Source organism: Ramlibacter sp. G4-7 (assembly GCF_057784995.1).
Genome location: NZ_JBYNTT010000001.1, coordinates 430,001 through 449,504, shown reverse-complemented (window position 1 = coordinate 449,504; position 19,504 = coordinate 430,001). Strand labels below are relative to the sequence as shown.

General features: G+C 68.8%; 17 protein-coding genes. 9 read left to right on the top strand and 8 right to left on the bottom strand.

Annotated features, from left to right (window positions below):
* Positions 1-104: 104 nt before the first annotated feature.
* From AC3EGR_RS02180 to purN, 3 genes are all read right to left on the bottom strand, one after another.
* On the bottom strand, positions 105-1,319 hold the full coding sequence (locus AC3EGR_RS02180) for a DesA family fatty acid desaturase (protein ID WP_488544789.1): 1,215 nt from the start codon (positions 1,317-1,319) through the stop codon (positions 105-107).
* 120 nt (positions 1,320-1,439) lie between these two features.
* Positions 1,440-2,708, bottom strand: a complete 1,269-nt coding sequence (locus AC3EGR_RS02175) for an RsmB/NOP family class I SAM-dependent RNA methyltransferase (protein WP_488544788.1) — start codon at positions 2,706-2,708, stop codon at positions 1,440-1,442.
* 5 nt (positions 2,709-2,713) lie between these two features.
* Positions 2,714-3,295: a phosphoribosylglycinamide formyltransferase gene (purN, locus tag AC3EGR_RS02170; RefSeq protein ID WP_488544787.1), complete on the bottom strand. Its 582-nt coding sequence runs from the start codon at positions 3,293-3,295 to the stop codon at positions 2,714-2,716.
* Between the two features lie 90 nt (positions 3,296-3,385).
* Between purN and AC3EGR_RS02165 the strand changes: the two genes are divergently transcribed.
* The 4 genes from AC3EGR_RS02165 to AC3EGR_RS02150 all read left to right on the top strand — a co-directional run bounded on the left by AC3EGR_RS02165 (position 3,386) and on the right by AC3EGR_RS02150 (position 7,845).
* The gene (locus AC3EGR_RS02165; RefSeq protein ID WP_488544786.1) at positions 3,386-4,066 is read left to right on the top strand and encodes a YceH family protein; all 681 of its coding nucleotides are present in this window, start codon (positions 3,386-3,388) and stop codon (positions 4,064-4,066) included.
* 41 nt (positions 4,067-4,107) lie between these two features.
* Positions 4,108-5,286, top strand: coding sequence for an acyl-CoA dehydrogenase family protein (locus AC3EGR_RS02160; RefSeq protein ID WP_488544785.1), 1,179 nt, complete (start codon positions 4,108-4,110; stop codon positions 5,284-5,286).
* A 10-nt stretch (positions 5,287-5,296) separates the two neighbouring features.
* Positions 5,297-6,412: an acyl-CoA dehydrogenase family protein gene (locus tag AC3EGR_RS02155; RefSeq protein ID WP_488544784.1), complete on the top strand. Its 1,116-nt coding sequence runs from the start codon at positions 5,297-5,299 to the stop codon at positions 6,410-6,412.
* A 62-nt stretch (positions 6,413-6,474) separates the two neighbouring features.
* Positions 6,475-7,845 carry an alpha/beta fold hydrolase gene (locus tag AC3EGR_RS02150; RefSeq protein WP_488544783.1) on the top strand — a complete coding sequence of 457 codons (1,371 nt, stop codon included), beginning with the start codon at positions 6,475-6,477 and terminating at the stop codon, positions 7,843-7,845.
* 75 nt (positions 7,846-7,920) lie between these two features.
* Here AC3EGR_RS02150 and AC3EGR_RS02145 read toward each other — a convergent pair whose 3' ends face one another.
* A complete protein-coding gene (locus AC3EGR_RS02145; RefSeq protein ID WP_488544782.1) occupies positions 7,921-8,481 on the bottom strand; it encodes an HNH endonuclease in 561 nt (186 codons plus the stop codon).
* A gap of 176 nt (positions 8,482-8,657) precedes the next feature.
* Between AC3EGR_RS02145 and AC3EGR_RS02140 the strand changes: the two genes are divergently transcribed.
* The 4 genes from AC3EGR_RS02140 (at position 8,658) to AC3EGR_RS02125 (ending at position 14,940) form a co-directional block, all read left to right on the top strand.
* Complete coding sequence (locus AC3EGR_RS02140) at positions 8,658-9,668, top strand: bifunctional riboflavin kinase/FAD synthetase (protein WP_488544781.1); 1,011 nt, start codon at positions 8,658-8,660, stop codon at positions 9,666-9,668.
* Between the two features lie 91 nt (positions 9,669-9,759).
* Positions 9,760-12,627 (top strand): isoleucine--tRNA ligase, encoded by a 2,868-nt coding sequence (gene ileS, locus AC3EGR_RS02135; protein WP_488544780.1) that lies wholly within the window; start codon positions 9,760-9,762, stop codon positions 12,625-12,627.
* Positions 12,627-13,142, top strand: coding sequence for a signal peptidase II (gene lspA, locus AC3EGR_RS02130; RefSeq protein ID WP_488544779.1), 516 nt, complete (start codon positions 12,627-12,629; stop codon positions 13,140-13,142). Before ileS ends, lspA begins: the two co-directional genes overlap by 1 nt.
* Positions 13,143-13,275: 133 nt before the next feature.
* Positions 13,276-14,940, top strand: coding sequence for a Na/Pi cotransporter family protein (locus AC3EGR_RS02125; protein WP_488544778.1), 1,665 nt, complete (start codon positions 13,276-13,278; stop codon positions 14,938-14,940).
* A gap of 22 nt (positions 14,941-14,962) precedes the next feature.
* Here AC3EGR_RS02125 and AC3EGR_RS02120 read toward each other — a convergent pair whose 3' ends face one another.
* From AC3EGR_RS02120 to AC3EGR_RS02110, 3 genes are all read right to left on the bottom strand, one after another.
* The gene (locus tag AC3EGR_RS02120; RefSeq protein WP_488544955.1) at positions 14,963-15,859 is read right to left on the bottom strand and encodes a sugar kinase; all 897 of its coding nucleotides are present in this window, start codon (positions 15,857-15,859) and stop codon (positions 14,963-14,965) included.
* A 109-nt stretch (positions 15,860-15,968) separates the two neighbouring features.
* Positions 15,969-16,394, bottom strand: coding sequence for a response regulator (locus AC3EGR_RS02115; protein ID WP_488544777.1), 426 nt, complete (start codon positions 16,392-16,394; stop codon positions 15,969-15,971).
* A gap of 157 nt (positions 16,395-16,551) precedes the next feature.
* On the bottom strand, positions 16,552-17,535 hold the full coding sequence (locus AC3EGR_RS02110) for a quinone oxidoreductase family protein (RefSeq protein ID WP_488544776.1): 984 nt from the start codon (positions 17,533-17,535) through the stop codon (positions 16,552-16,554).
* A 107-nt stretch (positions 17,536-17,642) separates the two neighbouring features.
* On the opposite strand from AC3EGR_RS02110, the gene AC3EGR_RS02105 reads away from it, so the two are divergent.
* On the top strand, positions 17,643-18,542 hold the full coding sequence (locus tag AC3EGR_RS02105; protein ID WP_488544775.1) for a DMT family transporter: 900 nt from the start codon (positions 17,643-17,645) through the stop codon (positions 18,540-18,542).
* 37 nt (positions 18,543-18,579) lie between these two features.
* Here AC3EGR_RS02105 and AC3EGR_RS02100 read toward each other — a convergent pair whose 3' ends face one another.
* Positions 18,580-19,371 carry an SDR family oxidoreductase gene (locus AC3EGR_RS02100; RefSeq protein WP_488544774.1) on the bottom strand — a complete coding sequence of 264 codons (792 nt, stop codon included), beginning with the start codon at positions 19,369-19,371 and terminating at the stop codon, positions 18,580-18,582.
* Between the last annotated feature and the right edge of the window lie 133 nt (positions 19,372-19,504).

The window sequence follows — 19,504 nt, the reverse complement described above, 5'->3', positions numbered from 1 at the left end:
GCAGGTGCGTCCAGCACGACAGCTCGCGTAGGAGCAGGATGCTCAGCACGGCGGCCATGAAAAAAGCCCCGCGTCGCGGGGCTTTTCCGGGGCAAGCAGCTGGCTCAGGCGTGAGCGGCGCGCAGCTTCAGCGAGAACCGGCGCAGGGCCTCGATCCCGCTTTCCTCGGCGCGGCGGCACCAGGCCTGCAGGTCGACGGCGAGCTGCTCGCGCGACTGGTTGGTGTTGAGCCACATCTGGCGCAGCTCCTCGCGCATGCTGACCATCTTGTCCAGCACCGGGTGCGCGGCACGCACCTGGTCCAGCTGGGGACGGGCCGCTGCCGGCACCTTGTCCGCGTCACGGTGCAGCCAGCGCTTGGCCGCCTTGAGCATGCCGGCTTCCTGGCCCTTGGCCTTGAGCTGGGCCAGCTCGGCCTTGCAGACACCGCGCAGTTCGCGGGCGTAGCCAGCCATCACCTCGTAGCGGTTGGCAATGAGGGCTTCCAGCGTCTTCTCGTCCGCCACCGGCTTGATCGTGCCCAGGCGCAGCTTGGGCGGCACCTTCTTCACCGTGGCCCAGCCGATCTTCGACATCAGGCTGATGTAGAACCAGCCCAGGTCGAACTCGTACGGCTTGACGGAGAACTTGGCGGACGTCGGGTACGTGTGGTGGTTGTTGTGCAGTTCCTCGCCGCCGATGATCAGGCCCCAGGGCGACACGTTGGTGCTGGCGTCCGGTGCCTCGAAGTTGCGGTAGCCCCAGTAGTGGCCGATGCCGTTGATGATGCCGGCGGCGGTGATCGGGATCCACAGCATCTGCACGGCCCAGACGGCCAGGCCGATCGCGCCGAACAGGGCCACGTTGATGATCAGCATCAGGGCCACGCCCTGCCAGCTGTAGCGCGTGTACAGGTTGCGCTCGATCCAGTCGTTGGGCGTGCCATGGCCGAACTTGGCGATGGTTTCCTTGTTCTTGGCTTCCGCGCGGTAGAGCTCGGCGCCGCGCCACAGCACCGTCTCGATGCCGCGGGTCTGCGGGCTGTGCGGGTCGTCGACGGTCTCGCACTTGGCGTGGTGCTTGCGGTGGATGGCGACCCATTCCTTGGTCACCATGCCCGTGCCCAGCCACAGCCAGAAGCGGAAGAAGTGCGACGGAATCGCGTGCAGGTCCATGGCCCGGTGAGCCTGGGCGCGGTGCAGGAAGATGGTCACCGCGGCGATCGTGATGTGCGTGGTCGCCAGCGTGTACAGCACGACCTCCCACCAGGACAGGTCCCAGAGCCCGTTGGCGAGCCAATCGATTGCCGCGTTCAGCACGGCCCAGTCGGGTAGCAACATGAAGGAAAAGTCTCTTTCTCTTGTAAGACAACGCGCGCAGGAATCCCCCTGCGACGATGTTGGAGGGATTTTAAGTCCCGGGGTTCAGTCGCGCAGCCTCTTTTTTCGTCCAAATCCTTGTCACGACTGGACTTTTTCCCAGGCGGCGGCATAAAAACCGTCCGTGCCATGGCGGTTGGGCCATAAGCGAAGGTCGTTGCCGTCCGCACTGCAGAGGCTGCCCGGCGCCGGCACCTTGGCCTGCTCCAGCAGCTCTTCCACGCGCAATCGCCGGAAACCGGGGTGTGCAGCGGTGAAGGCGGCCGCGATGTCCTCGTTTTCCGCCCGCAACAGGCTGCAGGTGGCGTAGACGATACGGCCGCCGGCTTTCAGCAACCTTGCAGCGCTTTCGAGAATGGCCGCCTGCTTGGCCGTCAGCTCCGCCAAAGCCTGGGGCGACTGCCGCCACTTCAGGTCGGGGTTGCGCCGCAGGGTCCCCAGCCCGGAACACGGCGCGTCGACGAGCACGCGGTCGATCTTGCCGGCCAGGCGCTTGATGCGTTCGTCCCGCTCGTGGGCGATAGCGGCGGGATGCACGTTGGACAGCTTGCTGCGCGCAAGCCGCGGCTTGAGGTTGTCCAGCCGGTGCGCGGAGACGTCGAAGGCGTACAGGCGCCCCGTGTTGCGCATGGCCGCGCCCAGCGCCAGGGTCTTGCCCCCCGCCCCGGCACAGAAGTCCACCACCATCTGCCCGCGGCGCGCGTCCGTCAGCAGGGCCAGCAGCTGGGACCCCTCGTCCTGCACTTCCACGGCGCCACGCGCGAACGCGTCCAGCTTCGTGAGCGCGGGCTTGCCCTCCACGCGCAGCCCCCATGGGGAATACGGCGTGGGCCTGGCGTGAATGCCGGCCTGCTCCAGCTCGCGGCGCACGTCCTCGCGCTTGTCGGTGAGCGCGTTGACGCGCAGGTCCAGCGGGGCGACCTGCTCCAGCGCAGCCACCAGCGGCCAGAAATCGTCGCCGACCTGGGACTTCAGCGGCTCGGCCAGCCAGTCCGGCAGGTTGTGCCGGAAGCGCTCGGGCAGCGCGGCGACGTCGATGCCGTCGCAGTGTTCCAGCCAGGCCTTCTCCTGGTCCGTGAGCGCACCCTGGAGGAAATCGCGCGGCCCGGCAAAGGCGAGGATGGCCAGGCGGCGCTCGCGCGGGCCGCTGCCGGACTGCGCGAGGTGCTCGTACAGCAGCTTGCGCCGCAGCAGCGCATAAGCGGTTTCGGCGAGCGTGGCGCGCTCGCGCGGGCCGAGCGAGCGGTGCTCACGAAAGTAGTGCGAGACGATCGCATCGGCGGGATGGTCGAACTTCAGGACCTGCGCGACCAGTTCGGCGCAGGCCTCCAGCAAGGCTTTGGGGTGCATGGTTCCTAGAGGGCCGGCAGCAGCTGCGCGATCGCCCGGGGATAGAGGATGTGCTCCTGGGTGAGCACGCGTGACGCGACGGTCTGGGCCGTGTCGCCCCGCAGGATGGGCACCACGCCCTGGTCCAGGATCGGGCCGTGATCGAGTTCGGCGGTGACCTGGTGCACGGTGGCGCCGGCGAAGCGGCAGCCCGCGTCCAGCGCGCGCTGGTGCGTGTGCAGGCCGGGGAAAGCCGGCAACAAGGAAGGATGGATGTTGAGCAAGCGCCCCTGGTAGCGCGCCACGAAACCGGGCGTCAGGATGCGCATGAAGCCCGCGAGCACGACCAGCGCGGGCTGGTGCCGGTCGATCGCGGCGGCCAGCGCATCGTCGAAGGCCTCGCGCGTGGCGAACTGCTTGTGGTCCACCGTCTCCGTCGCGATGCCCTGCTCGCGCGCGAACGCCAGTCCGCCCGCATCCGCGCGGTTGCTGATCACGGCCTTGACCTGCGCGCCCAGCCGCTTGCGCCAATCCTCCCGCTCGGCGGCGCGTACGATGGCGGCCATGTTGGAGCCTCCGCCGGAAATCAGGATCACGATGTTCTTCATGTCGAGCGCAATTATCCGGGAGGCCCGCCCCGCACGGCCGCCCGAAGGGGCGTTCACCGCAGCGCGCAGCGCGGAGGTGCTCCTGTGACCATGGAGCCGCTGACCGCCACGGAGGCGCGCGTGCTGGGCACGCTGATGGAGAAGGCGCGGACGGTCCCGGACAGCTACCCGATGTCGCTCCATTCCATCGTCTCCGGCTGCAACCAGAAGAGCAGCCGCGACCCGATCACCAACCTGGGCGAAGCCGAAGTGCAGGAAGCGCTGGACGGCCTCAAGCGACGGTCGCTCGCCTTCACCATGCGCGGCAGCCGCACCGACCGCTGGGAGCACAACTTCCAGCGCGCCATGGTGGTGCCGGAGCAGTCCGCCGTGCTGCTGGGGCTGCTCATGCTGCGCGGGCCGCAGACCCCCGGCGAGCTGCGCATCCATTCCGAGCGCTGGTACCGCTTCGCCGACATCTCCTCGGTCGAGGCTTTCCTGGAAGAGATGCGCGACCGCAAGGAGGAGCGCGGCGGCGCGCTCGTCGTGCAGCTGCCCCGCGCGCCCGGGGCGCGTGAAGCCCGCTGGGCGCACCTGCTGTGCGGCCCGGTGGACACCAGCGCACTGGCGCAGCAGGAGGTGCGGCCGCCGGCGCAGGAAAGCGGCCCGCTCGAAGCGCGGGTCGCCGCGCTGGAAGCCGAGGTGGCGCAGCTGCGCGCGCTGGTGCACGATCTGGCCACCGAGCTCGGTTTGTCGCCGCCCGGACAGGCCGAAACGAACGACCGTGCTTAAATAACCCGTTGCAGAAATTCCCGAGGCGCCGGAGACGATTCATGGACCTTGCTTTCACCCCTGAAGAACAGAAGTTCCGCGAGGACATCCGCGCCTGGGTGCGCGCGAACCTCCCGCAGGACATCGCCCACAAGGTGCACAACGCCCTGCACCTCACGCGCGAGGACATGCAGCGCTGGGCCAAGATCCTGGGCAAGAAGGGCTGGCTGGGCTACGGCTGGCCCAAGGAATTCGGCGGCCCCGGCTGGACCGCCGTGCAGAAGCACCTGTTCGAGGAAGAGTGCGCCTTGGCCGGCGCGCCGCGCATCGTGCCTTTCGGACCGGTGATGGTCGCGCCCGTGATCATGGCCTTCGGCAACCCCGAGCAGCAGAAGCGCTTCCTCCCCGGCATCGCCAGCGGTGAAGTCTGGTGGAGCCAGGGCTACAGCGAGCCGGGTTCGGGCTCGGACCTGGCCTCGGTCAAGACCCGCGCCGAGCGCAAGGGCGACAAGTACATCGTCAACGGACAGAAGACCTGGACCACGCTGGCGCAGTACGGCGAGTGGATCTTCTGCCTGGTGCGCACCTCCACCGAAGGCAAGCCGCAGACCGGCATCTCCTTCCTGCTGATCGACATGAAGTCGCCGGGGGTCACCGTGCGGCCGATCATCATGCTCGACGGCGGCCACGAGGTGAACGAGGTGTTCTTCGACAACGTCGAAGTGCCGGCGGAGAACCTGATCGGCGAGGAAAACAAGGGCTGGACCTACGCCAAGCACCTGCTGTCGCACGAGCGGACCAACATCGCCGACGTCAACCGCGCCAAGCGCGAACTCGAGCGCCTCAAGCGCATCGCCAAGAGCGAAGGCGTCTACACCGACCAGCGCTTCCGCGACGAGATCGCGAAGCTGGAAGTGGACGTCGTCGCGCTGGAGATGCTGGTGCTGCGCGTGCTGTCGGCCGAGAAGTCGGGCAAGAACCCGCTGGACATCGCGGGGCTGCTGAAGATCAAGGGCAGCGAGATCCAGCAGCGCTACTCGGAGCTGATGATGCTGGCCGCCGGTCCTTACGCCATCCCGTTCATCCGCGAAGCGATGGAAGCCGGCTACCAGGGCGACTACGTGGGCGCGGCGACGCTCGCGCCGCTGGCCGCCACCTACTTCAACATGCGCAAGACCACGATCTACGGCGGCTCCAACGAGGTGCAGCGCAACATCGTGGCGCAGACCGTCCTGGGCTGAGGAGCAAGACATGGATTTCAACTTCACCGACGACCAGGAACAGCTGCGCGACGCCGTGCGCAAGTGGGTGGACCGCAGCTACACCTTCGAGCGCCGGCAAGGCATCGCCAAGGCGGGCGGCTTCGACCGGGCGGCCTATGGCGAGCTCGCCGAGCTGGGCCTGGCGGGCCTGTACGTGAGCGAGGAGCACGGCGGCATGGCCATGGGCCCCGTCGAGGCGATGGTGGTGCTGGAAGAACTCGGACGCGGCATCGTGCTGGAGCCGCTCGCGCAGACGCTGGTGGCCAGCGGCTTGCTGGGCGCCTATGCGCCCGATGCCGTCAAGGCGCAGTGGCTGCCGAAGATCGCCTCGGGCGAGGCGCTCGTCGTGCTGGCGCACCAGGAACGCAAGGCGCGTTACCGCCTGGACGCATGCGAAGCCACGGCCACGCAGGCCGGCGGCGGCTGGAAGGTGTCGGGCGACAAGAGCATGGTGCCCGCCGGCGACCAGGCTGACGCCTTCATCGTGCCGGCCCGGGCCGACGGCAGGATCGCCCTCTTCCTCGTGGAGCGCGCCGCCCAGGGCGTCACCACCCGCGGCTATCCCACGGTGGACGAAAGCCGTGCGGCCGAAGTGAGCCTGCGCGATGCGGGCGCGACGCTCGTGTGCGCCGACGGCCTGCCCGCGCTGGAGCACGCCGTGGACATCGCCATCGCCTGCGCCTGCGCCGAGGGCGTGGGTGCGATCGACAAGACGATGCAGCTCACCGCCGAATACATGAACACGCGCAAGCAGTTCGGCGTGACGCTCGCCACCTTCCAGGCCCTGCGCCACCGCATGGCGGACATGAAGATGCAGCAGGAGCTCGCGCGGTCCATGAGCTATTACGCCTCGCTCAAGCTCAATGCGCCTGCGGACGAACGCCGCCGCGCGATGGCGCGCGCCAAGTACCAGCTGGGCGTGAGCATGCGCTTCGTGGGGCAGCACTCGGTGCAGCTGCACGGCGGCATCGGCGTGACCGACGAATACGCGGGCAGCCACTACTTCCGGAAGCTCACGCAGCTGGAGCTGCAGTACGGGGATACCCTGCACCATCTCGGCGAGGTGTCGGAAAGAATGCAGGACACCGCGGGCGTGTTCGCCTGAAACAGCCCCGCAAGGTCAACGCCCGCGGCCCGCGGGCGTTTCTTTTTGGGAGTACCACGACGATGTCCAGCCGCCGCCAGTTCCTTGGGGCAGCCCTTTCGCTGACCGCCACCGCCTGCACGACCGGCCCCTTCATGTCCGAGCACCCGCCCATCGTCTTCGTCCACGGCAACGGCGACAGCGCCGCCCTCTGGCAGACCACGATCTGGCGCTTCGAGTCCAACGGCTGGCCGCGCGAGCGCCTGGTCGCCATCGACCTGCCTTACCCGATGGCGCGGGCCGAGGACAGCAAGCCGGAGCCGGGACGCAGCTCCTCGGCGGAGTACATGACCTTCCTCCGCGCGCAGGTGGACAAGGTGCTGCTGGCCACCGGCGCGCGCCAGGTGGTGCTGGTGGGCAACTCCCGCGGCGGCTACGCGATCCGCAACTACATCCAGAACGGCGGCGGCGCCGCGAAGGTGAGCCATGCGGTGCTGGGGGGCACGCCGAACCACGGCGTGTGGAACGTCCCCGGCCGCGCGCCGGACAACGAATTCGCCGGCAACGGGGCTTTCCTGCAGGCGCTCAATGCACCGAAGAATGGCGCAGGCGACGAAGTCGTGGGGCCGGTGAAGTGGCTCACGCTGCGCTCGGACAACAACGACAAGTACGCGCAGCCGCTCGGCACCTGGATCGGCGACCCGAAGCTGAACACCGGCGTGACCTACGCCGGCCCGGAGCTCAAGGGCGCGACCAACATCGTGCTGCCGCGCGTGGACCACCGGGAGACATCCTTCTCGCCCGCCGCTTTCGCCGCGACCTGGCGCTTCCTCACGGGCAAGGAGCCGCGCACCACGGAGATCGTGCCCGAGGACCGCGTCCTGCTGCGCGGCAAGGTCACGGGGCTGGGTGCTTCGTCCACCGACCCGGCCAGCGGCAACGTGGGCAACAACCTGCCGCTGCCCGGTGCCCGGCTGGAGGTCTACGCGATCGATGCCGCCACGGGCCAGCGCCAAGGAGCGCCGGCGCATTTGCAAACCATAGGCGCGGACGGGTCCTGGGGCCCTTTGCAGGCGCAGCGCGGCACGCATTACGAGTTCGTCGTCAGCGCGCCTGGCTACGCCACGACCCACATCTACCGCAGCCCCTTCCCGCGTTCCAGCGACCACGTGCACCTGCGGCCCGAGCGCATCCCCGAGACGGACCGTGCCGGCCCCGCGCTGGTCATCCTGACCCGCCCGCGCGGCTACTTCGACCCTGCCCGTGACCGGATGAGCTTCGACGGACAGAGCCCGCCGCCCGGGGCGCTGCCGGGAGCGGGCGTATCGAGTTCCCGCATCAAGCCGAACGGGCCGCCACGGGCCGTGGTGGCGGAGTTCAACGGCGAAAAGGTCGTGGGGCGGACCTGGCCGACGGCGGGCAACGAGGTGAGCGTGCTGGAGCTGACCTACTGAGGCAGGTCATTGCGCGCTCGACCCGCGATCCCTTCCCGGGTCAAACCCGGGATGACGGTGTCTGGGGCGCCGAACCTAGGAGTCGTGCAGCCGCGAATTCTTCGGCAAATGCGCCATCAGGAACTCCATCTGGTCGGCCAGGATGCGGCGGTTGCGCAGGATGAAGTCTTCCCAGAGGCTGGGCACGTAGGGCGCGTACAGGAGCGACATGCCCGCCTGCTCCGGCGTGCGGCTGCCCTTGCGGTGGTTGCAGGCCCGGCAGGCCGTGACCACGTTCATCCAGTGGTCCTTGCCGTTCTGCGCGAAAGGCACGATGTGCTCGCGGGTGAGCTCTTCCTCTTCGTGCAGCTCGCCGCAGTAGGCGCAGATGTTGCGGTCGCGCGAGAACAGCTTGCCGTTCGTGAGGCCGGGCTTGAGTTCGAAGGGGTTGATGTTCGGCACGCCCTTGGTGCCGATGATGCTGTTGACCGTGATCAGCGACTGCCGGCCGGTGTGCGCATTGATGCCCCCGCGGAAGATGGCCACCTCCGCGCCTGCCTCCCACCGGACCTGGTCGGCGGCATAGTGCAGGACGGCTTGCTCCAGCGAAATCCACGACTGGGGCAGTCCCTGGGCGGACAGCTTCAAGACCTTCAAAACGCGCCTCCATTCCAGAACGAACAGACCGACTGCGTCCCGGGAGCGTGGGGCCGCCCAGGCTCCCGGGCGTGAGAGACAATATACAGTGTTTTGACGGCGCGCTTGTGGCAGGCCATCGGTGCGTTGGCGCCGTCCAACGTGCGCTCCCTGCTACAAAAACGATACCACCTTCGATGCAGATCCTGCGCGGCTTCCACCACCCCCAGATCGCCCGGGCGTGCGCGCTCACCATCGGCAACTTCGATGGCGTGCACCGCGGCCACCAGGCGATGCTGGCGCTGCTGAACAACGAGGCGCGCCACCGCGGCGTGCCCAGCTGCGTGCTCACCTTCGAGCCGCACCCGCGCGACTACTTCGCCGCCCTGCACCGCAAGCCGGAACTCGCGCCCGCCCGCATCGCCACGCTGCGCGACAAGCTGACCGAACTCGCCAAGTGCGGGGTCGAGCAATGCGTGATCCTGCGCTTCGACGCGCGCCTGTCCAGCCAGCAGCCGGAGGCCTTCATCTCCAATGTCCTGGTGCAAGGCCTCGGTGCGAAGTACGTGCTGGTCGGCGACGATTTCCGCTTCGGCGCCAAGCGCGCGGGCGACTACGCCATGCTGGATTCGGCCGGCAGCCGCCTCGGTTTCGACGTGGCCCGCATGAACAGCTACGAAGTGCACGGCCTGCGCGTGTCGAGCTCGGCGGTGCGCGAGGCGCTGGCCCGCGGCGACATGGCCGGCAGCGCCGCCCTGCTGGGCCGCCCCTACAGCATCAGCGGCCACGTGGTCCATGGCCGCAAGCTCGGGCGGGAGCTCGGGTTCAAGACGCTCAACCTGCGCTTCGCCCACTGGAAGCCGGCGGCCGGTGGCATCTTCGCCGTCCGGGTCCACGGACTGGGCGAAGCGCCGCTCGAAGGCGTCGCGAACCTGGGCATCCGCCCTTCGCTGGACCCGCGGGACGCCAATGGCGGCCGCGTCCTGCTGGAGACCCACTGCCTGCAATGGCCTGCCGGCCTGGGTGACGAGGGGGGGTACGGTAAAATCATCCGCGTGGAACTGCTGCACAAACTGCACGACGAGCTGCGCTACGACGGCCTCGAGGCCCTGCAGGCGGGCATCGCGCGCGATTGCGACGCCGCGCGGGCGTTCTTCGCGTCCACGCACGCCGAGACGCGCCGGCAGACCACGCGCGACCGAATTTGAATTTGTCATTGCGGCCTCGAGCCGCAATCCATGGCTCTCCGTTCCCCGATGGATCCCGGCGCGACGCCGGGATGACAGATCAAGGCTTTCCATGACCGACAAGACCGATTACCGCGCGACCCTGAACCTGCCCGATACGCCCTTTCCCATGCGCGGCGACCTGCCCAAGCGGGAGCCCGGCTGGGTGAAGGAGTGGGAGGACCAAGGGCTGTACAAGCGCCTGCGCGAGGCGCGCTGCGGCCGCCAGAAGTTCGTCCTGCACGACGGCCCGCCCTATGCCAATGGCCAGATCCACATGGGGCACGCGGTCAACAAGATCCTCAAGGACATGATCGTCAAGTCGCGCCAGCTCAAGGGGCTGGACGCGGCCTACATCCCCGGCTGGGACTGCCACGGCCTGCCGATCGAGAACGCGATCGAGAAGAAGTTCGGCCGCAACCTGCCGCGCGACGAGATGCAGGCCAAAAGCCGCGCCTTCGCGACCGAGCAGATCGGCATCCAGATGGGCGACTTCAAGCGCCTGGGGGTGCTGGGCGACTGGGACCATCCGTACAAGACCATGGACTTCGTCAACGAGTCCCTGGAGATCCGCGCCTTCAAGCGCGTGATGGAGCGCGGCTTCGTCTACCGCGGCCTGAAACCCGTGTACTGGTGCTTCGACTGCGGCTCCTCGCTGGCCGAGTTCGAGATCGAGTACGCCGACAAGAAGTCGCAGACGCTGGACGTCGGCTTCAAGGCCAACGAACCGGCGAAGGTGCATGCGGCCTTCGGCCTCGCGCCCCCGCCCCAGCCCTCCTCCGGGAGGGCAGGCAGCGAAGACATCTTCGCCGTCATCTGGACGACGACCGCGTGGACCATCCCGGCCAACCAGGCGCTGAACCTGAACCCGGAGATCGTCTACGCGCTGGTCGACACGCCGCGCGGCCGCCTGATCCTGGCCGAGGTGCTGGTCGAGAAGGCGCTTGCGCGCTACAAGCTCGAAGGCCGGGTGCTCGCCACCACCGAAGGCAGGAACCTCGGCGGCCTCGAATTCCGGCATCCGCTGTACGACGTCGACCCCGGCTACAGGCGCCTGTCGCCCGTGTACCTGGCCGACTACGCGACCGCCGAAGATGGCACCGGCATCGTCCACTCCTCGCCGGCCTATGGCCTGGACGACTTCAACAGCTGCGTCGCCCATGGGGTGAAGTACGACGACATCCTGAATCCGGTGCAGGGCAACGGCTCCTACGCGCCCGATTTCGCGCTGTTCGGCGGCGAGAACATCTGGAAGGCCGTCCCCCACATCATCGACACGCTGGACAAGGCGGGGCGCCTGTTCGCCACCGAAGCGATCGTCCACAGCTATCCGCACTGCTGGCGCCACAAGACGCCGGTGATCTACCGCGCCGCGGCCCAGTGGTTCATCCGCATGGACGAAGGCGCCGGCGTGTTCACCAAGGACAAGGCGCCCGACACGCTGCGCAACATGGCGCTCAAGGCGATCGAGGAGACCAGCTTCTACCCGGAGAACGGCCAGGCCCGCCTGCGCGACATGATCGCCGGCCGGCCCGACTGGTGCATCTCGCGCCAGCGCAGCTGGGGCGTGCCGCTGCCGCTGTTCCTGCACAAGGACTCGGGCGAGCTGCATCCGAAGACGCCGGAGATCCTCGACGTCGCGGCGGACATCGTGCTGGCCGGCGGGATCGAGGCCTGGAGCAAGGCCTCCACCGAGGAGATCCTCGCCAAGGTGGGCGCCGCCGCCGATGCGCCGGCCTACAGCAAGAGCCAGGACATCCTGGAAGTCTGGTTCGACTCGGGCACCACGCACACCACCGTGCTCAAGGGCTCGCACGCGGGGGCCGCGCACGAGAGCGGCCCCGAGGCGGACCTGTACCTGGAAGGCCACGACCAGCACCGCGGCTGGTTCCACTCCTCGCTGCTCACCGCCTGCGCCATGTACGGCCGCGCGCCCTACCGCGGCCTGCTCACGCACGGCTTCACCGTGGACAGCCAGGGCCGCAAGATGTCCAAGTCGCTGGGCAACGGCGTCGATCCGCAGGAGACCAGCAAGAAGCTGGGCGCGGAGATCATCCGCCTGTGGGTGGCCGCCTCGGACTATTCGGGCGACATCGCCGGCGACGACAAGATCCTCGCGCGCGTCGTGGACGCGTACCGGCGCATCCGCAACACCCTGCGCTTCCTGCTGGCCAACGTGAGCGACTTCGACCCGGCGCGGGACGCCGTGCCGCTCGGCGAGATGCTGGAGATCGACCGCTACGCGCTCGCGCGCGCCGCCGAATTCCAGGCGGAGGTACTGGCCCACTACGAGGTCTACGAGTTCCACCCGGTGGTGGCGAAGCTGCAGGTCTATTGCTCCGAGGACCTGGGCGCCTTCTACCTCGACGTGCTGAAGGACCGCCTCTACACCACGGCGCCCCGTTCACTGGCGCGCCGCAGCGCCCAGACGGCGCTGTGGAACATCACGCATGCCATGCTGCGCTGGATGGCGCCCTTCCTGTCCTTCACGGCCGAAGAGGCCTGGAAGCTGTTCGGCAGCTCCCCGTCCATCTTCCTGGAGGAGTACGCCGAGATCGGCGGACCGGACGCGACGCTGCTGGCCAGGTGGAGCCGCATCCGCGCCATCCGCGACGCGGCCAACAAGGAGATCGAGGCGCTGCGCGAGAAGGGCCGCGTCGGTTCTTCCCTGCAGGCCAACCTCGTGATCACGGCGCCACCTGAGGACCATGCGCTGCTCGCCAGCCTGGGCGAGGACCTGAAGTTCGTCTTCATCGCCTCCGCCGTGAAGCTGCAGGCGGGCGCCGAGCTCGCGATCGAGGCCCATCCCAGCACGCAGGCCAAGTGCGACCGCTGCTGGCACTGGCGCGCCGACGTCGGCGTCGACGCCGAGCACCCGGCGATCTGCGGGCGCTGCGTGAGCAACCTGTTCGGCGCGGGCGAGCCCCGGGAGCACGCCTGATGGCCCGCACCACCTCCTTCACCCGTTCCGGCTTGCAGTCGCAGGGCATCCTGCCCTGGCTGGGGCTGGCGCTGATCGTCCTGATCGCCGACCAGTTCACCAAGGTCCTGATCCTCGGCTCCTACCAGTACGGCGACTCGACCACCATCGCGCCCTTCTTCAACATCGTCCGGGCGCACAACACCGGCGCCGCGTTCTCCTTCCTGGCGGCGGCCTCGGGCTGGCAGCGCTGGCTGTTCGTGGGCATCGGGGCGGCGGCCACGCTGTTCATCCTCTACCTGCTGCGCAGCCATGCCGGGCAGCGGCTGTTCTGCTTCTCGCTGGCCTGCATCCTCGGCGGCGCGGTCGGCAACGTGATCGACCGGCTGCTGCACGGCTACGTCGTCGACTTCCTGCAGTTCCACTGGCAGCAGCGCTGGTACTTCCCGGCCTTCAACGTGGCCGACACGGCCATCACCATCGGCGCGATCGGGTTGATCCTCGACGAGCTCCTGCGCGTGCGGCGCAGCAAATAGTTCGCGTGCGGGGGCGCGCACGCCGCCTCCGTGCACTACGTCATCCCCCGCGCGGGGATGACGGGCCGTGTGTGGACAGCAAGATACGGCTTTACCCTGTCCTCGGCACGGGCGGCGTATCATTGTTTCAAACATGAAGCATCTGCTGAACCTGCTGGCAGCCGTGGCGCTGCTGGTCTGGGGCACATATCTCGTTCGCACCGGCATCCTGCGCGTCTTCGGCGGCAACCTGCGCCACGTGCTCGCGCGCAGCATCGCCACCCGCCCCACCGCCGCCATGGCGGGGCTCGGCGTCACGGCGCTGGTGCAGTCCAGCACCGCCACGGCGCTGATCGTCTCCTCCTTCGTGGGCCAGGGCCTGGTCGGCCTCGCCACGGCGCTGGCGGTCATGCTGGGGGCCGACGTCGGCAGCAGCCTGATGACGGTGGTGTTCTCCTTCGACCTGTCCTGGCTGTCGCCCCTGTTCATCCTGGTGGGCGTGGTGCTGTTCATCACCCGCCAGTCGACGCCGCTCGGCCGCTTCGGCCGCGTGCTGATCGGCCTCGGCCTGATGCTGCTCGCCTTGCGCCTGGTGGCGGAGTCCACCGGCATCATCGTGCGCGCCCCGGCGGTCAAGGCCATGCTGGAGTCCCTGTCCAGCGACATCCTGCTGGAGATCACGGTCGGCGCCGTGCTGGCGGTGCTGGCCTATTCCAGCCTCGCGATCGTGCTGCTCACGGCCACGCTGGCAAGCTCCGGCGCCATCCCGATCGACGTCGCCCTGGGCCTCACGCTGGGTGCGAACCTGGGCAGCGGCCTGCTGGCCGTGGTCGCGACCGCGAATTCGGCGGTCGAGGTGCGCCAGGTGCCCATGGGCAACCTGGTGTTCAAGGCCGTGGGCGTGCTGCTGGCCGCGCCCTTCGTGGGCCTGTGGGTGCGGCACGCCAGCCCCTACATCGCCGAACACGCGACGCTCGTGGTCCTGTACCACCTGACGTTCAACTTCCTCATCGCGGTCGGCTTCCTCGGGCTGACGCACCGGGTTGCCGGGCTGGTGGAGCAATGGCTGCCGAAGGCCGACAAGAACATGGTGGCGGGCCGGCCGCACCATCTCGATCCCTCGGCCCTCGTCACGCCGTCCCTGGCCATCTCCAATGCCGCGCGCGAAGCGCTGCACCAGGCCGACATCGTGGAAACCATGCTGCTCGGCATGCTGCGGGTGATCAAGGACAACGACCTGCGCCTGGCCGAGGAGCTGCGCAAGATGGACGACACGGTCGACCAGCTCTACTCCGCCATCAAGTACTACCTGACCAAGATCTCGCGCGAGGCCCTGGGCGACGAGGAAAGCCGCCGCTGGACGGACATCATCAGCTTCACGATCAACATGGAGCAGATCGGCGACATCATCGAGCGCATCCTGCTGGACATCGAGGACAAGAAGATCAAGAAGGGGCGCCGCTTTTCCGACGCGGGCATGGCAGAGATCTGCGAGCTGCACGCGCGCCTGGTGGACAACCTGCGCCTGGGCATGAGCGTGTTCCTCAACGGCTCGGTGCGCGACGCCCAGAAGCTGCTGGAGGAAAAGGCGCGCTTCCGCGACCTCGAGCGCGCCTACGCCGGCACCCACCTCACGCGCCTGAGCGAGAACACGATGCACAGCATCGAGACCAGTTCGCTGCACCTCGACCTGATCAGCGACCTCAAGCGCATCAACTCGCACATCTGCTCGATCGCCTACCCGATCCTCGACTCCGCCGGCGCGCTGGCGCCCAGCCGCTTCCGCGCGCCGGACAGCCGCCAGGGCGCGCTGCTCTGAGGCGTCCGCGCACCCGCCGCGTTCATCCGGCGTAGTGCCGCAAGGCGGCGCGCACCTGCTCCGCCCGGGGGATGGGTTCCACCGCACCGTAAGCCTCGGTGGAAAGCGCCGAGGCGACCACCGCATAGCGCGCAGCGTCGGGCAATGCGTCGCCCGCGACGATGCGCGCCAGCAGCGCGCCGCCGAAGGTGTCGCCGGCCCCGGTGGCGTCCACCGGCGTGCAGCGGTGCGGCGGCAGCCGCCAGCGCTGCACGCCGTCGCTGACCAGTGCGCCCTGCGCGCCCATCTTCAGCGCGACGACCTTCGCTCCCAGGCCCAGGCAGAAGTCGAGCAGCGCCTCCGGCTCCCGCAGGCCGCTGATCGCCTGCACGTCGTCCAGGCTGGGCAGGCAGATGTCGCTTTGCCGAATGAGCTCGCGCATCACCGCGCCCGCCCGCGCGATCGGCCAGAGCTTCAGGCGCAGGTTGGTGTCGAAGGAGACCTGCACGCCGGCGGCCCGGGCGGCCGCCACGGCGGCGAAGCAGGTGTCGCAGGCGCTGTCCGAGAGGGCGGCGGAAATGCCGGACAGGTGCAGCACGCGGGCCTGCGCGATGCGCTCGCGCGGCAGGTCTTCGGGGCGCATGCGGCTCGCCGCCGAGCCCTTGCGGAAGAAGCTGAACTGGTGGCCCCCCGCATCGTGCGTCACGAAGTACACGGCGGTGAAGCCTTCCGCGTCGGTCCGCACGCCGGCGTCGTCCACGCCTTCGGCGCGCCACAGGCCGCGCAGCATCGCGCCGTACACGTCGTCACCGACGGCCGACAGGTAGCCCACGGTCGCGCCCTGGCGTGCCGCTGCGATCGCCGCATTGGACGTGTCGCCGCCGAAGCCCTGCAGGTAGCTGCGGCCTCCTCCGGCGCCCGTCTGGTTGAATTCGACCATGGGCTCGCCCAGGGCCAGGATGTCGATCGCCACGGCTGCTCCCTCATCTTGTCAGGAGCCGTACTGTGCCAGCAGTCGGGCGCGATGTACGCGCGCGTCGGTGTGCCCCCTAGGCCGCGGCCCGAGCCGTGGACCCGCTGGATGCAGCGTCCGCCGCCGGGGTGTCGTGGCGCTGCGCGAGCTCGGCGCAGTAGGTGATCAAGGCCTCGAGCTCGGTGGACTTGTCGAAGCAGGCATCGGCGCCGAGCTGCTGGCAGCGCCAGCGCACGTCACGCGTGGAGTGGTTGGAGAGGATGACGACCTTCTGGCCGGGCTGGCGCTTGCGGCAGGCCTCCAGCACGTTCATGCCGCTGCCTTCGCGCAGGAAGAGGTCGATGATGGCCAGGTCCCAGGGATTGGCGGCGAGCCAGCGCCTGGCCTCGTGCTCGGATTCGGTGGCGCCGACCGGCTCGAATTTGGCCAGGTCCTTCAGGGTTTCGATCAGGTTGTCCCGGATCGTCGAGCTGTCCTCGACGATGTAGGCACGAAAGGTCATGGCATGGTCTCCGGCGGACAGGCGGCTGTGCCTGCCTCGTGGACGACTGTAGGCCTGGCCCTACGGCCCGGCTGAAAGCCCGCAAGCCAAGCCCTTGTAGGAAACGCATCACTCCAGCCGAACGGCCGTGCAGGGTCGCAGTTCGGCTGGCAGGCGGCTACAGCGTCAGGATGGTGCTGCCGGTGGTCTTGCGCGCCTCCAGGGCCTGGTGCGCTTCGCGCACCTGCGCCAGCGGGAAGCGCTGGTCGATGCGGATCTGCACCTTGCCGCTGGTGACGACGTCGAACAGGTCGTCGGCCATCTGCTGCGTGGCTTCGCGCGTGGCGATGTGCGTGAACAGCGTCTGGCGCGTCACGTAGAGCGAGCCCTTCACGCCCAGGACGCCGGGCGCGAAGGGGGCCGGCGGGCCCGAGGAATTGCCGAAGCTTGCCATCAGGCCGAAGGGCCGCAGGCAGTCCAGGGACTTGTCCCAGGTGTCCTTGCCCACGGAGTCGTACACCACCTTCACGCCCTGGCCGCCGGTGATCTCCATGACGCGGGGCTTGAAGTCTTCCTTGTTGTAGTTGATCACGTGCGCCGCGCCCAGCGACTTGGCCAGCTGGCACTTCTCCTCGCTGCCCGCCGTGCCTATCAGTTGCAGCCCCAGCGCCTTGGCCCACTGGCAGGCGATCAGGCCCACGCCACCCGCGGCGGCGTGGAACAGCACATAGTCGCCCGGCTGCAGGCCGCCTTGCGGCAGCGTGCGCTTGAGGAGGTATTGCGCGGTGAGGCCCTTGAGCATCATTGCCGCGCCGGTCTCGAAGCTGATGGCGTCGGGCAGCTTGCACACGTTCTTGGCCGGCATCACGCGCAGTTCGGAGTAGGAGCCCGGCGGATGGCTGGCGTAGGCTGCGCGGTCCCCCGCCTTCAGGTGCGTGACGCCGGCGCCCACGGCCTCGACGATGCCCGAGGCTTCCATACCCAGCGACAGCGGCATGGCCATGGGGTACAGGCCGCTGCGCTGGTAGACGTCGATGAAGTTCAGTCCGATGGCCTTGTGGCGGATGCGGATCTCCCCGGGGCCGGGGTCGCCGACCTGCACGTCGACGATTTCCATCTGCTCGGCGCCACCGTGCTGGCGGATCTGGACGGCTTTGCTCACGGGGGTCTCCTGCGTTGTGGTCGGGGAATGGCGCGCATCCTGCCACGAAACCGCCGGCGCCGCCTCGGGGCCTTCGGCTAAAGTGCCCGGCTGCCCGCCCGTCCCCCATGAACCAGCGCCTGACCTTCTCCACCGTCCTCTTCCTGACGCTTCCGCCCCTGATGTGGGCAGGCAACGCGGTGGTGGGCCGCGTCGTCGCGCCGCTGGTGCCGCCGCTGATGCTCAACTTCATGCGCTGGGCCATCGCGTTCGTGCTCCTGCTGCCCTTCGCGTGGCGCCTGCTCGGGGCGGGGAGCCCCCTGTGGGACCGGATCGGCCGCTACGCGGTGCTCGGCTTCCTGGGCATCGGCTGCTACAACGCCCTGCAGTACCAGGCCCTGAAGACCTCGACGCCCATCAACGTCACCCTGGTCGCTTCCAGCATCCCGGCCTTCATGCTCGGGCTGGGCGCGGCCTTCTTCGGCCAGCGCATCACCGGCCGCCAGGTGCTGGGCGCTGTGCTGTCCATCGCGGGCGTGCTGCTCGTGCTGTGCCGCGGCGAGCCTGCGCACCTGGCGGAGGTGCGCTTCGTGCCCGGGGACCTCTACATCCTGCTGGCCACCGCCGCCTGGGCGCTGTACAGCTGGCTGCTCACGCGGCCCGGCGACCCGCCCGCGGTGCGCTCCGACTGGGCGGGTTTCCTCATGGCGCAGCTGGTCCCCGGCCTCGCCTGGTCGGGTATGTTCGCGGCCGCGGAAACGGTCGTGAACCCCCAGTCCATCGTGTGGGGCAAGCCGCTGCTGCTGGCGCTGGCCTTCATCGCGACCGGACCGGCCATCGTCGCGTACCGCTGCTGGGGCGCGGGCGTGCAGCGCGTGGGCCCCAACATCGCCGGCTTCTTCTCCAACCTGACGCCGCTGTTCGCCGCGATCCTGTCGGCAGCCTTCCTCGGCGAGCCGCCGCGCCTGTACCACGCGCTTGCCTTCGTGCTCATCGTGAGCGGCATCGTGGTCACGTCGCGACGCTAGCAGCGCGCACGGGGCCGGCGTTGCCGGCTTCCGGTGCTCAGTAGGTGCCGGGGTAGGCGCCGCCGTCGATCAGGACGTTCTGACCCGTGATGTAGCTCGCATGGGCGCTGCACAGGAACGCGCAGGTCGTGCCGAACTCCTCGGGCGTGCCGAAGCGCTTGGCCGGGATGGTGTTCATGCGCTGCTGGCGCATTTCGTCCACGGTCTTGCCGGCCTTCTTCGCGCCGCCTTCCAGCGTCGTCTTGATGCGGTCGGTGTCGAAGGTGCCGGGCAGCAGGTTGTTGATCGTGACATTGGCCGACGCCAGCTTGCTCGTGCGCGCGACGCCGGCGACGAAGCCCGTCAGGCCGCTGCGCGCGCCGTTGGACAGGCCCAGGATGTCGATCGGCGACTTCACCGAGCTGGAGGTGATGTTGACGATGCGCCCGAAGCCGCGCGCGGCCATGCCGTCCACCGTGGCCTTGATCAGCTCGATGGGCGTCAGCATGTTGGCGTCCACCGCCTTGATCCAGGCGTCGCGGTCCCAGTCGCGGAAATCGCCGGGCGGTGGCCCGCCGGCATTGGTCACCACGATGTCGTAGTCCTTGCGGAAGCCGAAGACCTTCGCCCGGCCCTCGGCCGTGGTGATGTCCACCGCGATGGCTTCCACCTGCGTGCCCTGCGGCGCTTCCTGCCGCAGGCGCGCCGCCGCCGCCTCCAGGGCTTCCGCCCCGCGCGCCACGATCACGACGTGCACCCCTTCGCGCGCGAGTGCCTGCGCACAACCGAAACCGAGACCCTTGCTTGCGCCGCACACCAGCGCCCATTTGCCCGCGATACCCAAGTTCATAGAATGCCTGCCAGAAAGGATTGACCCGCGCATGATACGCACCGCCTTGCGTGGTGCGGCGCTGGTGTTCCTGCTGCTGGCTTCGGCCTGGACGCGGGAGGCCGCCGTCCCCCCCGACCAGCGGCGCTGCGGT

Excerpts from the sequence above, each read along its gene's own strand:
- AC3EGR_RS02180 (WP_488544789.1), bottom strand. The coding sequence starts at position 1,319 with ATGTTGCTACCCGACTGGGCCGTGCTGAACGCGGCAATCGATTGGCTC.
- AC3EGR_RS02175 (WP_488544788.1), bottom strand. The coding sequence starts at position 2,708 with ATGCACCCCAAAGCCTTGCTGGAGGCCTGCGCCGAACTGGTCGCGCAG.
- purN (WP_488544787.1), bottom strand. The coding sequence starts at position 3,295 with ATGAAGAACATCGTGATCCTGATTTCCGGCGGAGGCTCCAACATGGCC.
- AC3EGR_RS02165 (WP_488544786.1), top strand. The coding sequence starts at position 3,386 with ATGGAGCCGCTGACCGCCACGGAGGCGCGCGTGCTGGGCACGCTGATG.
- AC3EGR_RS02160 (WP_488544785.1), top strand. The coding sequence starts at position 4,108 with ATGGACCTTGCTTTCACCCCTGAAGAACAGAAGTTCCGCGAGGACATC.
- AC3EGR_RS02155 (WP_488544784.1), top strand. The coding sequence starts at position 5,297 with ATGGATTTCAACTTCACCGACGACCAGGAACAGCTGCGCGACGCCGTG.
- AC3EGR_RS02150 (WP_488544783.1), top strand. The coding sequence starts at position 6,475 with ATGTCCAGCCGCCGCCAGTTCCTTGGGGCAGCCCTTTCGCTGACCGCC.
- AC3EGR_RS02140 (WP_488544781.1), top strand. The coding sequence starts at position 8,658 with ATGCAGATCCTGCGCGGCTTCCACCACCCCCAGATCGCCCGGGCGTGC.
- ileS (WP_488544780.1), top strand. The coding sequence starts at position 9,760 with ATGACCGACAAGACCGATTACCGCGCGACCCTGAACCTGCCCGATACG.
- lspA (WP_488544779.1), top strand. The coding sequence starts at position 12,627 with ATGGCCCGCACCACCTCCTTCACCCGTTCCGGCTTGCAGTCGCAGGGC.
- AC3EGR_RS02125 (WP_488544778.1), top strand. The coding sequence starts at position 13,276 with ATGAAGCATCTGCTGAACCTGCTGGCAGCCGTGGCGCTGCTGGTCTGG.
- AC3EGR_RS02120 (WP_488544955.1), bottom strand. The coding sequence starts at position 15,859 with ATGGTCGAATTCAACCAGACGGGCGCCGGAGGAGGCCGCAGCTACCTG.
- AC3EGR_RS02115 (WP_488544777.1), bottom strand. The coding sequence starts at position 16,394 with ATGACCTTTCGTGCCTACATCGTCGAGGACAGCTCGACGATCCGGGAC.
- AC3EGR_RS02105 (WP_488544775.1), top strand. The coding sequence starts at position 17,643 with ATGAACCAGCGCCTGACCTTCTCCACCGTCCTCTTCCTGACGCTTCCG.
- AC3EGR_RS02100 (WP_488544774.1), bottom strand. The coding sequence starts at position 19,371 with ATGAACTTGGGTATCGCGGGCAAATGGGCGCTGGTGTGCGGCGCAAGC.